This window comes from Pseudomonas sp. 7SR1 (assembly GCF_900156465.1).
Classification (GTDB): domain Bacteria; phylum Pseudomonadota; class Gammaproteobacteria; order Pseudomonadales; family Pseudomonadaceae; genus Aquipseudomonas.
The window spans coordinates 4,784,108-4,796,226 of sequence record NZ_LT707064.1 but is presented as its reverse complement, the minus strand read 5'-3'; the positions used below and the strand labels follow the sequence as shown (position 1 = coordinate 4,796,226).

The 12,119-nt window shown below is 63.3% G+C and carries 12 protein-coding genes; 6 read left to right on the top strand and 6 right to left on the bottom strand.

Annotated elements, in window-relative coordinates:
* Nucleotides 1-109 precede the first annotated feature (109 nt).
* Together BW992_RS21185 and mqo are read left to right on the top strand one after the other, a co-directional pair.
* Nucleotides 110-1,315 carry a DUF1624 domain-containing protein gene (locus BW992_RS21185; protein ID WP_072391472.1) on the top strand — a complete coding sequence of 402 codons (1,206 nt, stop codon included), beginning with the start codon at nucleotides 110-112 and terminating at the stop codon, nucleotides 1,313-1,315.
* 391 nt (nucleotides 1,316-1,706) lie between these two features.
* Complete coding sequence (gene mqo, locus BW992_RS21180) at nucleotides 1,707-3,350, top strand: malate dehydrogenase (quinone) (protein WP_072391475.1); 1,644 nt, start codon at nucleotides 1,707-1,709, stop codon at nucleotides 3,348-3,350.
* A gap of 97 nt (nucleotides 3,351-3,447) precedes the next feature.
* Here the strand turns inward: mqo and BW992_RS21175 are convergent, their stop codons facing one another.
* The gene (locus BW992_RS21175) at nucleotides 3,448-3,924 is read right to left on the bottom strand and encodes an Rrf2 family transcriptional regulator (protein ID WP_076407053.1); all 477 of its coding nucleotides are present in this window, start codon (nucleotides 3,922-3,924) and stop codon (nucleotides 3,448-3,450) included.
* A gap of 145 nt (nucleotides 3,925-4,069) precedes the next feature.
* Here BW992_RS21175 and BW992_RS21170 point away from each other — a divergent pair, with 145 nt between their 5' ends.
* Nucleotides 4,070-4,963: an NAD(P)/FAD-dependent oxidoreductase gene (locus tag BW992_RS21170; RefSeq protein WP_072458796.1), complete on the top strand. Its 894-nt coding sequence runs from the start codon at nucleotides 4,070-4,072 to the stop codon at nucleotides 4,961-4,963.
* A gap of 21 nt (nucleotides 4,964-4,984) precedes the next feature.
* On the opposite strand, the gene BW992_RS21165 is transcribed toward BW992_RS21170, so the two are convergent.
* From BW992_RS21165 to BW992_RS27625, 4 genes are read right to left on the bottom strand one after another with little or no spacing between them, the layout of a single operon-like run.
* The gene (locus tag BW992_RS21165; RefSeq protein ID WP_076407052.1) at nucleotides 4,985-6,292 is read right to left on the bottom strand and encodes a CitMHS family transporter; all 1,308 of its coding nucleotides are present in this window, start codon (nucleotides 6,290-6,292) and stop codon (nucleotides 4,985-4,987) included.
* A 49-nt stretch (nucleotides 6,293-6,341) separates the two neighbouring features.
* Nucleotides 6,342-6,665: an AtuA-related protein gene (locus BW992_RS21160; protein ID WP_172834639.1), complete on the bottom strand. Its 324-nt coding sequence runs from the start codon at nucleotides 6,663-6,665 to the stop codon at nucleotides 6,342-6,344.
* Entirely contained in the window at nucleotides 6,665-7,687 is a 1,023-nt protein-coding gene (locus BW992_RS21155; RefSeq protein WP_269457897.1) for an acyclic terpene utilization AtuA family protein, read from the bottom strand. The genes BW992_RS21160 and BW992_RS21155 overlap by 1 nt, the downstream gene beginning before the upstream one ends.
* Nucleotides 7,684-8,016 carry an acyclic terpene utilization AtuA family protein gene (locus BW992_RS27625; RefSeq protein ID WP_269457896.1) on the bottom strand — a complete coding sequence of 111 codons (333 nt, stop codon included), beginning with the start codon at nucleotides 8,014-8,016 and terminating at the stop codon, nucleotides 7,684-7,686. The genes BW992_RS21155 and BW992_RS27625 overlap by 4 nt, the downstream gene beginning before the upstream one ends.
* A gap of 101 nt (nucleotides 8,017-8,117) precedes the next feature.
* Here BW992_RS27625 and BW992_RS21150 point away from each other — a divergent pair, with 101 nt between their 5' ends.
* A complete protein-coding gene (locus BW992_RS21150; protein ID WP_076407050.1) occupies nucleotides 8,118-9,002 on the top strand; it encodes a LysR family transcriptional regulator in 885 nt (294 codons plus the stop codon).
* A 53-nt stretch (nucleotides 9,003-9,055) separates the two neighbouring features.
* On the opposite strand, the gene BW992_RS21145 is transcribed toward BW992_RS21150, so the two are convergent.
* Nucleotides 9,056-9,907: a CAP domain-containing protein gene (locus tag BW992_RS21145; RefSeq protein WP_072391494.1), complete on the bottom strand. Its 852-nt coding sequence runs from the start codon at nucleotides 9,905-9,907 to the stop codon at nucleotides 9,056-9,058.
* A gap of 329 nt (nucleotides 9,908-10,236) precedes the next feature.
* Here BW992_RS21145 and BW992_RS21140 point away from each other — a divergent pair, with 329 nt between their 5' ends.
* Together BW992_RS21140 and BW992_RS21135 are read left to right on the top strand one after the other, a co-directional pair.
* Nucleotides 10,237-11,463 carry an RtcB family protein gene (locus tag BW992_RS21140; RefSeq protein ID WP_072458795.1) on the top strand — a complete coding sequence of 409 codons (1,227 nt, stop codon included), beginning with the start codon at nucleotides 10,237-10,239 and terminating at the stop codon, nucleotides 11,461-11,463.
* A gap of 11 nt (nucleotides 11,464-11,474) precedes the next feature.
* Nucleotides 11,475-12,104, top strand: a complete 630-nt coding sequence (locus tag BW992_RS21135; protein WP_072391502.1) for a hypothetical protein — start codon at nucleotides 11,475-11,477, stop codon at nucleotides 12,102-12,104.
* Nucleotides 12,105-12,119: the final 15 nt, after the last annotated feature.

The window sequence follows — 12,119 nt, the reverse complement described above, 5'->3', positions numbered from 1 at the left end:
GTTGATGGGTTAAGCGGATTTCATGTTATGTTATCCGATTTCGTTTGGCAGGGATTCTCATCCTCGCCAGGCGTGGACCCCCACGATCCCTTTGCATCCGAGTAATGCCATGAGCCTATTCCCACGCGCGACGAGTCCGTCCGGCGTCAGCGCGCCCACCCTGGCCTCCAGCGCCGCCGCCACCCACGTCCGCATGCTCGCCATCGATGCGTTGCGCGGTTTTGTCATGCTGTTGATGCTGGTGGACCATGTCCGCGAGACCTTTCTGCTGCACCGCCAGGTCAGCGACCCCATCGACGCACTGAGCGTCACTCCGGACCTGTATTTCACCCGCCTGCTCAGCACGCTCTGCGCCCCGGTGTTCATTTTCCTCACCGGCCTGTCGGCGTGGCTCTACAGCCAGAAACACACCGCGGGCCAGACGTCGTTGTTCCTGCTCAAGCGCGGCCTGTTCCTGGTGTTCCTGGAACTGACCTTTGTCTGTTTCGCCTGGAACGCCGAATTCCCGCCCAGGACCTTATGGCTGCAGGTGATCTGGTGCATTGGCCTGTGCATGATCGTCCTGGCCGCTCTGTTGCACCTCAAGCGCAGTTGGCTGATTGCCCTGGGGGTGGTCATCGTCGCGGGGCACAACCTGCTCGATGGCGTGGTGCTGGGGCCTGACTCGCCATTTTTCGTGCCCTGGTCGATTCTTCACCAGCGCGCGTTCATCGATATCACCGAGTTCACCCGGGCTCGCACTACTTATCCGGTATTGCCATGGATCGGCGTGATCCTGCTGGGCTGGGCCATCGGGCCGTGGTTCGGCAAGGACACTGCGCCTGCGGTGCGGCTGCGCCGGCTGTTGCAGGTCGGCATCGGCCTGCTGCTGGCCTTTGTCTTGATCCGTTACCTGAACGTGTATGGCGACAAGCCCTGGGTCCAGACCGGTGATGCGCTGCGTACCGTCATGAGCTTCCTGAGTGCGACGAAGTATCCGCCGTCCCTGATGTTCCTGCTGCCGACCCTGGGCGTGGGCTTGATACTGCTGGCGCTTTTCGAGAAAGCCCGGCAGCGGGGCAGCATCGCGCTACTGGCGATCTATGGCGGCGCCCCGATGTTTTTCTATCTGCTGCACCTTTACGTGCTCAAGGCGCTGTACCTGGTGGCGGTGGCCATCTGGGGGACCAACCAGGGCGCCTATTACGGCTTCGACCACCTGCCGATGGTCTGGCTGTGGAGCGTGCTGCTGGCGGTCGTGCTGTTTTTCCCCACGCGTTGGTTCGCAGGTGTCAAACAGCGCCGCCGTGACATCGCGATCCTGAAATACTTCTGAAGGCCAGGATCTGCGGGGCTTGCGCGTCAATGCCAGTCCCGCTGGGCCATCAAAATGCCCGATTTTACCCAGCGCTTTTGTCAGGAATATGAAAAAGGGGCTTCGGTCTCGTTATTTCATTATGTAAACTCCCCCCGCTGCGACAATCGGGCACGGCCACGCCAGGCCCGATGACGACCGTTTTGCAGTGTCCCTCACCCAGCTGAAGCCAAGACCTACAAGAAGTCAGCGCCGGAGAGACATAAATGAGAGGCCGACGCACTGCTCGGCCCTGTAGGTCCTTCCTCCAGTCCTTCTCGATAACCGCCATGCTGGCGCAGCCGGCCATGGGCGTGGTCTATCCTTGAGCAGACGGGAGGACGGAATGGCGTTCCATCCTAGGGATACACACATGTTGAAGAAAACACACACGGCGCTACTGGGCCTGGCGATGGCGATGGGTCTTGCGACCACGCACGCCGCCGAGCCAAAAAAAGTGGATGTCTTGCTCATCGGTGGGGGCATCATGAGCACGACTCTCGGCGTCTGGCTCAATGAGCTGGAGCCGGGCTGGACCATGGAAATGGTCGAGCGCCTGGACGGTGTTGCCGAAGAGAGCTCCAACGGCTGGAACAATGCCGGTACCGGCCACTCTGCGCTGGCTGAATTGAACTACACGCCGGAAGACAAGAACGGCAAGGTCGACATCTCCAAGGCCATCGAAATCAACGAGGCCTTCCAGATCTCCCGTCAGTTCTGGTCCTGGCAGGTCAAGAACGGTGTACTGAAGAACCCGCGCTCGTTCATCAACTCCACGCCGCACATGAGTTTCCTGTGGGGCGAGGAGAACATCGCGTTCCTGAAGAAGCGCTACGAAGCGCTCCAGGCCAGCCCGTTGTTCGCCGGCATGCAGTACTCCGAAGATCCCGAGCAGATCAGCAAATGGGTTCCGCTGATGATGCAAGGTCGTGATCCGAGCCAGAAAGTGGCAGCCACCTGGAGTCCCCTGGGCACCGACGTGAACTTCGGCGAGATCACCCGTCAGTTCGCGACCTACCTGCAAACCAAGCCGAACTTCTCCCTCAAGCTGTCCAGCGAAGTGGAAGACATCACCCGCAATGAAGACGGCAGCTGGCGCGTTTCGTACAAGAACCTGAAGGACGGTACCGAAACCGAGACCGACGCCAAGTTCGTCTTCATCGGCGCCGGTGGCGGTGCGCTGCACCTGCTGCAGAAGTCCGACATTCCGGAAGCCCGTGAATACGCCGGTTTCCCGGTAGGTGGCTCGTTCCTGGTGACCGAGAACCCGACCATCGCCCAACTGCACCTGGCCAAGGCCTACGGCAAGGCTTCGGTCGGCGCGCCGCCGATGTCGGTGCCGCACCTGGACACCCGCGTGCTCGATGGCAAGCGTGTGATCCTGTTTGGCCCGTTCGCGACGTTCTCCACCAAGTTCCTCAAGAACGGTTCGTACTTCGACCTGCTGACCAGCACCACCACCCACAACGTGTGGCCGATGACCAAGGTCGGTATCGAGCAGTACCCTCTGGTCGAGTACCTGGCCGGCCAGCTGATGCTGTCGGATGAAGATCGTTTCAATGCCCTCAAGGAATACTTCCCTGAGGCCAAGCAGGAAGACTGGCGCCTGTGGCAAGCCGGCCAGCGCGTACAGATCATCAAGCGTGACGAGGAGAAGGGCGGTGTCCTGAAGCTCGGTACCGAAGTGGTCGCGTCCCAGGATGGCAGCATCGCCGGCCTGCTGGGTGCCTCGCCAGGCGCTTCGACCGCTGCGCCGATCATGCTGACCGTGCTCGAGAAAGTCTTCAAGGACAAGGTCGCCACCCCGGCCTGGCAGGAAAAACTGCGCCAGATCGTGCCGAGCTACGGCACCAAGCTCAACGAAAGCCCTGAGCGCGTCGCTCAGGAATGGGCGTACACCAGCGAGGTCCTGCAACTGGACCCGCCGCCGGCAATCGGCAAGCCAGGCGCTGCCGTGGTTCCGGCCAAACCGGCTGCCGCCCGTGAAGCCAATCCGGCGGCCGACATGGCGCTGTAAACCGGACGCTGTCTGGTCAGGAAAAAAACGCCGCTCATCGAGCGGCGTTTTTTTATGGGCGATGGCGGCGCGATCGTGACAGCGGCGCTCAGCCTTCTCAATGCCCGTTGCGTTCCACAGGGGAAAGGCCATCGGTGCCTGCCCCGCAACCCTCCCGAAAACGCTGGTCGAAATCCTCCGCCAACTGCGCCAGGGTAATGCTTCCCAGGCGCTTGAGCAGCAAGGCTTGCGCCTCATCGAACGCATCCGTCAGCGCCGCGTTGACGGCTTGCTCCACCAGGCACTGCGGGTGATCGGTGGACAGGCCGATGGCAAAGATCGTGGTGTTGCCCAGGGCCTGGTGGATGTCCAGCAAGGTCATTTCCGACAAGGGCTTGCTCAGGGTCCAGCCGCCACGGTGGCCTTTTTCCGAGGTGACGTAGCCCTGCTCCTTGAGCAGGGCCATGGTGCGGCGCACCACGACGGGATTGGTACCCAGCATCTGCGCGATGGTGTCAGAGGTGGCCGATTGCTGATGGCGATCCATATGGATCAGGACGTGAAGCATGCGGGACAGGCGGGTGTCGTTTCTCATGATCGCTTGGGGTTCTGAAGTCGAGGCGGTGCCGAGTATCGCCTGTAATTGCAAAAGTTACGAGATCGTTGACAGCTGCTTTTCAAGAAACATACGATGTGTCGAGACTTTTGCAACGCCTTCCAAATCACGCTGGAGAACGACCATGGATTACGACGTCATCATCGCCGGCGGCAGCTATGCCGGTCTGTCCGCAGGTCTTCAACTGGCTCGCGCCCGGCGCAGGGTGCTGGTGATCGATGCCGGCCAGCGTCGAAACCGCTTCGCCGCGACGTCCCATGGCTTCCTTGGCCAGGACGGTCGTGCCCCCGGAGACATTGCCGAGGATGCCCGTCGGCAGTTGATGGCCTATCCAACGGTGCAATGGCTTGCCGATTGCGCAGTCAGCGCCCGCAAGGAAGGGGATGGCTTCAGCCTGGAAACCGCCGGCGGGCAATGCTACAGCGCCCGGCGCCTGCTGCTGGCCACGGGAGTGACCGATGAGCTGCCGGCGGTGCAAGGCCTGGCCGAGCGCTGGGGCACAAGTGTTTTCCATTGCCCGTACTGCCACGGCTACGAGCTGGAGCAAGGGCCCATAGGCGTGCTGGCGACTTCGCAAATGTCGCTGCACCATGCCTTGATGCTGCCAGACTGGGGGCCCACCACCTTCCTGCTCAACGGCGCGTTCGAGCCTGACCCCGAACAACGGGCGAGCCTCGAGCGGCGCGGCGTGACACTGGTATCGCAACGGGTGCGGCGCATCGAGGGCGAGCGGGCCGACGCCGTACTGGTCGATGGGCGTGTGGTGGCCCTCGATGGCCTGTTCGTCTTGCCGCGCACCCGCGTCGCCGGCACCCTGGCCGCGACCCTGGGCTGCGATTTCGAAGACGGCCCGCTTGGCGCCTTCATCCAGAGCGACATGACCCGGGAAACCAGCGTGCCGGGGGTGTTCGTCTGTGGTGATGCGGCCATGCCCTTCGGCTCGGTGGCGCTGGCCGTCGGTGATGGCGTGCGGGCGGGGTCGGGGGTGCACCGGTCGTTGATTTTCGACACGCATTGAAATCGGCACGCCTGGTTGGGCTCACACCTGGATCGCCCCGGTCGCCACGGCGAAAGCCAGCATTACCAGGCTGACGCCCCAGGCCCAGAAAAAGGTGTACGCCATGTGCTTGCGCAGTTCCACGCCGCTCAGGGCCAGTGCCAGGTAGACGCTGGGTACCACCGGGCTGATGGAGAAACCGGTGTTCTCGCCGATCAGCATGGCGCGAGCCACGGCCTCGAGGGGGACCCCGGCAGCGGCGGCCACGTCCTTGATCACAGGCAACAGGGCGAAGTAGTAGGCGTCCGGCGAGAAGATCATGCCCAGGGGGACGCCGAACATACCGATGATCACGTGCAGGTACTGGGCCGAACCGGCTGGCAGGATATCGATCAATGCCAAGGCCATGCCATCGGACATCTTGGCGCCGGAAAGCACGCCCAGCAGCACGGCGGCGGCCATCATCACCAGCACCATTTGCAGCGCATCGAACGCATGGGCCTTGAGACGCTCGGCCTGTGCATCCAGGGAGGGGAAGTTCAATGGCAAGGCGATACCCAGGCCGACCATGAAACAGGCATAGAGCGGAAAGATGCCGGTGAACAGGCACGCCAGGATCCCGCCGGTCAGGATCACATTCAGCCAGTAGCGCAGGTCCCGGGGAGAGAGGCTGAACTCACGGCCCTGGAGTTGCAGTTCATCCAGGTCGCATGTGGCCGCCGCGCCCAACGACAGGGGGCGACGGCGCTGGGCCCGCAGCCCCAGCACTGTCGCCACCAGCAGCATGCAGGCCAGACCCACCATCTGCACCGGCAGCAGCCCCAGCCACAGCTCGGTGGCATCCAACCCGGAGACAGCGGCGGCCCGGGCCGTGGTGCCGCCCCAAGGCACCATGTTCACGACCCCCGCCGTGGTACCCACCAGGCACAGCAGCATGGCGGGGCTCATGTTCAGCCGCTTGTACAAAGGCAGCAACGCCGGAATGGTCAGCAGGAAAGTGGCGGCGCCGACCCCGTCCAGGTGCACGACGGAGGTCACCAGTACCGTGACCCACGCCACGGCGAGGGGCTTGCCGCCGGTGCTGCGGATCAGCAGGTTGACCAGCGGGTCGAACAATCCACGATCGCGCATGATGCCGAAAAACAGGATGGCGAACAGGAACAACGCGGCCGTCGGGGCCACCGTGGCCAGCCCGGCCTTGATGAATTCACCGATCTGTCCAAGGTTGAAACCGGCCAGCAGGCAGATGGCGACGGGCAGGGTGGTGAAAGCCACCACGGGGCTGATCCGGCGCATCAGTATCAGCCCGATGATGCCCAGCATCATCGTGAATCCCAGGAGAGTGATCATGTTGCGACCTCGCTTTTTATTGTTGTCGGCGGTTCGGGTGGAAGAGCGGTCAGCCCGGTGGTTCGGGCAGGCACAGGGCCAATAACAGGTAGCTCAGGCTCTTGCCGTGGCGGTCTAGGCCGCAGCTCAGGTTCACGCCCCCCTCCAGTGCATCTTCGAGCACGAAGTTGAGTGCCTTGAGGTTCGGCAGCTCGTAGCGATGGACCCGGGAGGGCCGTCGCGTGGCGAATTGCGCGGCGACGCGCGCCGCGCTCAGCTCGCGTACCAACCATGGGTAGTGCGCCGGATCGTGGGGAAACACCGCGACACTGAGGATGTTGCCTTTGTCTCCGGCGCGGGCGTGGGCGTAGTCGGCGAGCAGGACCATGTTCATCAGTGCCACTCCAAGGTCGTATGGATTTCGCTTCGCGGCAGAAGGAAGCTGCGGGTCGTGACGGCTTCGCTGAGGTGGCGACGAACGCCTCCGCCACCGGCCGGTCCGTTGGTATAGAGCGACTCCACCTCGGCCAGGAGAGCTTCGACCAGAGATCGCTGGGAATGGGTCAGGCCAACCCGCACGCGTACATCGTCGAGCGCTGGGGCCTGGGCCAGGCGTTGTTGCAGATAGCGGCCATCATGGTCGTTGAACAGGCTGGCGATGCCGGATAAGTCGATCCAGGGCTGCACGCCGGGTGCCAACCTGTCGAAGCGCTGCAACAGGATTTCCCGGGCCAGGGCCGCACGGGCCACGGCGCCAGGGCCGGCATAGGAGATTTCCGCCTCGCCGAACCAGAGGCCGCGCACGCCCACCAGGCCCTTGAGTGTATCGGGACGCGGATGCCCGAGCAGGCCGCTGATTTCCACCCGGTCGTCGCCCAACGCCCGCACCTGTGCCTGGCCCAGGTCCAGCACGACGTCTGGTGTCAGGTATCGCTGTGGGTCGTGCACTTCATACAGCAGTTGCTCCTTGACTGTCTGTTCGCTGACCCATCCACCACAATGGCGGGTCTTGCCGAGGATCAGGCGACCGTTCTCATGGATCTCGGCGATCGGGCAGCCGAGGTTGGCCGGATCCGGAACATCTTTCATCCCTGGATGGGCAAAATAGCCGCCGGTGACTTGGGTGCAACACTCCAGCAGGTGCCCGGCCGCGGTCGCAACCGCCATCTTCTGCCAATCGTCGGCGGCCCAACCCAGCCCGTGTCGTATCGCCCCCACCGCCAGCGACGGATCGGCTACCCGACCGCAGAGCACGACACCGGCGCCTTCGGCCAGCGCCGTCGCGATGCCGTCGGCGCCGGTATAGACATTCACCGACACCGGGTCGTGTTCCGCCGGAGCCAGGGACAGCCAGCGATCGTAGCGTGCTGGCTTTTGCTCCAGCAGGTCGTCGCCCAGTACGCAGGCAATTTTCAACCCGGGGTAGCGTCCCCGAGGCTGTCCCGCAACCGTTGTGCCGCCGCCCTGGGGTTGGCGGCGCCGCCGTTGGTGATGATGGGGATCCCGGCTTCGATGCACACCTGCATCATCGGTTCGAGGAAGTCGAACAGCCGGGACGCGTATCCAGCCTGGGGATCGAGCCTTTTGCGCAGTTGCGCCTCGGCCAGGGTCCGCTCGGCCAGCAGCTCGAGCATGATGTAGCGCTGGCCGCTTCGTTGCGCCAGGTCCTGGGCCAGGCGCAGCGCGGCATCTGGACGGTCATTGGCGAAACCGGCGCCGCACCCGACGAAGATTGTTTTTGTCATGTCCATGTCCACTGAGGTGATGGCTCATGGTGGCTGTAACGCATTGTTCTGTGAATTTTAAAGGTAAGATAAATTGATCCAGTATCTTTATAAGTGCGCCCATGAACGTTTCCTTCAGACAGCTTCGCGCCTTCATCCTGATTGCCGAAACCTCCAGTTTCACCCGTACCGCCGAGCAGTTGCATCTGTCCCAGCCAGCCCTGAGCTACAGCATCCGCAGGCTGGAAGAAACCATGGGGCTGGCGTTATTGGCGCGTAACACCCGCAGTGTCGAGTTGACGCCGGCCGGCGAACACTTCCTGCCCCAGGCCAGGCGGATGCTCAGGGACATGGACGATGCCGTGCGCGACGCTCGCGATACTCTCAGCCTGAGCCGCGGCACCCTGCGCCTCGGGGCGTTGCCCACCGCTGCCGCGTCCTTCCTGCCCGTGGTCATTGCCTCGTTCCAGCGCGAGCACCCGGGAATACGAGTGAGTGTGCTGGACGGCCGTGCGGGGGAAATCATGGGCTGGGTTCAGCGCGGCGAGGTGGACGCAGGCATCACCTCATTGCCGGACGACCTGTCCGGGCTGAGCTTCGTACGCCTGTTGGATGACAACCTGGTATTGCTGGCGCACAAGGATCATCAACGCGACAGCCTGGACGGCTGGAAGCGCCAGCCCTATATCGCCCTGACACCCGATACCAGCATCCGTCCCCTGGCAGATGCGGCGTTGCGCTATTTGAATGTCGAGCCGGAACCGGCGTGGGAGGTGGCCCACATGAGCACGGCCACTGGACTGGTGCGCGAAGGCCTGGGATTTTCCCTGCTGCCGGCCAGTTGCACGGCGGTGTTCAACATCGGTGAGCAATGCTCGGTGATTGCCATCGACCAGCCCGGCAAGCGCTCCATCGGACTGCTGCAGCACAAGCCGGTGGCCCAGTCACCGTCGTTGAGCCGGTTCATGCAGCATTTGCGGCAGACGTTGCGGCAGGAGCCGCTTTGATGGGGTGGGATGCCGTTGCGCGGGGTACGCGATAACGGCGCCCGGGCCAATCCCTACTGCGTGCCAAACATGGCCGTCCAGTAGATTCCCGCATCACTTTTCGGATCGGTGGCGTACCCGGCGCCCAGCTCGCGGTATTGCGGGTTCATCAGGTTGGCGCAGTGTCCTGGGCTCGCCAGCCAGCCGTCCACCACCTTGAGGGCGGTGTCCTGTCCGGCAGCAATGTTCTCGCCGATCAGCTGGCCGAGATAGCCGGCCAGTTCGGCGCGGTCGCCGGGCATGCGGCCGTCTCGGTCCTTGTGGTCGAAGAAGTTGTTGTTGGCCATGGCTCGGGCGTGGCTCACGCCAGCGAGGGCCAGGGTGGCGTTCCACGACAGCGGTGTGGTGGCCGAGAAGGCTTGCGTGCCACAGCGGCGCGGCTGTGCGCGGGCACTATTGATCAGCTTCAGCAGTTTCTGGCCTTCGGCCTGCCAGTCGCCCAGGCGCGCCGACAGCAGCGGGCGCGCCAGTACGATGCGCCATTCGCGGTCCATGCGGCTGACCCCGATGTCGACGAACTGCGGGTCGAGCACTACCTGGCAGAAACTCTCCTGCACGGCTTTCATCGCCGCTTGGGCATCCCGCGGGCCCGACAGGCTGATGGCCTGCACGTTGACCATCGGATAGGCCGCCCGCGCCAGCGCTTGCTGCAGATCGCCAATGCCATTGGCCGACAGGATCAGTCGCGAATCCATCGCCAGCGGCGGCAACTCCAGCGAGGCCTGGCCGGCGCAGCTCTGGGATTGGCTGCGGTAGAGATTGATGGACTCGACCAGTTGCGTCTCTTCGGTGGCAGCGGCACCGGCGGCGAAGGCCAGGCCCAGCGACAGCACCACAAGACGCATGGCGGATGAAATGGCACGCATGTAAATCTCCCTTGAGCGGACGGCGCCTATGATGCGCAATTTTTGCCCCGCTGGGGCAACGGTTTCACGCTCTGTTGAAGTCCCTGGCACGATACCGTCCGGCACCGCTTGGGACACTCCTCATCGTATGGGATCGATTTTGTGCCAAATAAGTCCATTTCCGTGGTTTTTAGCCGGCCAATCATAAAGTATTCGATTGCAGCGGCGGCTGTTGAGAGCGCCCTGGGACGCCGACCTTCGACAAATCCCCCTGAATCTGCGTTCATGCTGGCTGTCAAAGTCGTGAGCCGCCCATGAAAGCGGCTCGCCCATCGAACAGAAGCCGGACCATGGAAGAAAGAACCTACGAACTGCTGGAAGTCGCCAATGGCAAGCCCGTCAAGCTCTGGACCCAGGGCGTGCCGGTTCAAGCCGAGGCCCGCCAGCAACTGATAAACACGGCGAAGATGCCCTTCATCTTCAAGCACCTGGCGGTGATGCCCGACGTGCACCTGGGCAAGGGCTCCACCATAGGCAGCGTGATTCCCACCGTGGGTGCGATCATTCCTGCCGCGGTCGGGGTGGACATCGGTTGCGGCATGATCGCCGCCCGTACCTCGCTGACCGCGACCGATCTGCCGGACAACCTCCATGGCCTGCGCAGCGCCATCGAGAAAGCCGTGCCCCACGGGCGTACGGTCAGTCACGGCGGGCGGGACAAAGGCGCCTGGAACAGCATTCCCCCACAGGCCGACCAGGCCTGGGGCGCGCTGGCCGAGCGGTTCAAGGCGATTACCGACAAGTACCCGAAGCTGGCCCGGAGCAACAATCGCCAGCACCTTGGCACCCTGGGCAGTGGCAATCATTTCATCGAGGTATGCCTGGACGAAGCCAACCGGGTCTGGTTCATGCTGCACAGCGGCTCGCGCGGCGTGGGCAACGCCATCGGTAGCTTGTTCATCCAATTGGCCCAGGCCGACATGCGCCAACACCTCGCCAACCTGCCGGACCGCGACCTGGCCTATTTCGAGGAGGGCAGTCGGCATTTCGACGATTATGTGCAAGCGGTGGGCTGGGCCCAGGATTTCGCCCGGCAGAATCGCGCGCTGATGATGGACGCGGTGATACGCGCCACCCGCCAGGTCATCACCAAGCCGTTCGAGGTGGCGCTCGAAGCGGTCAATTGTCATCACAATTACGTGCAGAAGGAACGCCATTTCGGGCGCGACGTCCTGGTCACTCGCAAGGGCGCGGTGTCGGCGCACAAGGGCGAGCTGGGGATCATTCCAGGTTCGATGGGGGCCAAGAGCTTTATCGTCCGGGGGCTGGGCAACGAGCAATCGTTCTGCTCCTGCAGCCATGGCGCGGGCCGGGTCATGAGCCGCACCCAGGCGAAAAAACGCTTCAGCGTCGAAGACCAGGTTCGCGCCACCGCTCATGTGGAGTGCCGCAAGGATGAGGCGGTGATCGATGAGATCCCCATGGCGTACAAGGATATCGATCAGGTCATGCACGCCCAGCGTGAGCTGGTCGAGGTCGTGCACACCTTGCGTCAGGTGGTGTGTGTCAAAGGTTGAGGAAGCCCGTCATGTTGAATGTGGTTGAAAGGCAAGCCAGCGCCGCCTTGCGCCAGCGGATGGAAAAGGCCGGCTGCGCCTTCGATTTCCTGGTGCTCGCTCCCGAACCGGGTGAGGCGGTCACCCCAGCGCTCCACCGCGAGGCGGTGGACCTGCTGTTCCGGTCCATCATGAACCTGTGGCTGGAGCGCCATCGCCAGTTGATCCTTGATCCTCGGTTTGCCGGCGCCACGCCTCCCGATATGCGCTGGGATCTGGACAAGGCCAGGCCCAGGCCCCTGGACCGGCAAGAGATCGAGCAACTCCTGCATGCCGACAAGGCGGCGCACGACCCGCCGCCTTTTGCCTTGTACGAAGCATTTTGCGAGCCGCCCTACGGCACTCGCTTCGTCGACGACAGCCCACAGGCGCTGTTCAAGGACTGGCTCGATGTGCTCGGGCTCGAGGAGGGGGCCGAGGTGCTGACCTGGGTCGACAACTTCAACCTCGACTGGCTGGCCAGCGACGAGCCCGATCCGGCACGTGATCCCTGGAGCAATTACTTCGAAGATGGGCTGGAGTGGTGGGGCGTGTGGTGCCTCAGTATCTGGAATCCCCGGCGCCGCACCTTGAGCGTGCTGGCGGCCAGCACCACGGATTGACTCCATCGGCCCTCG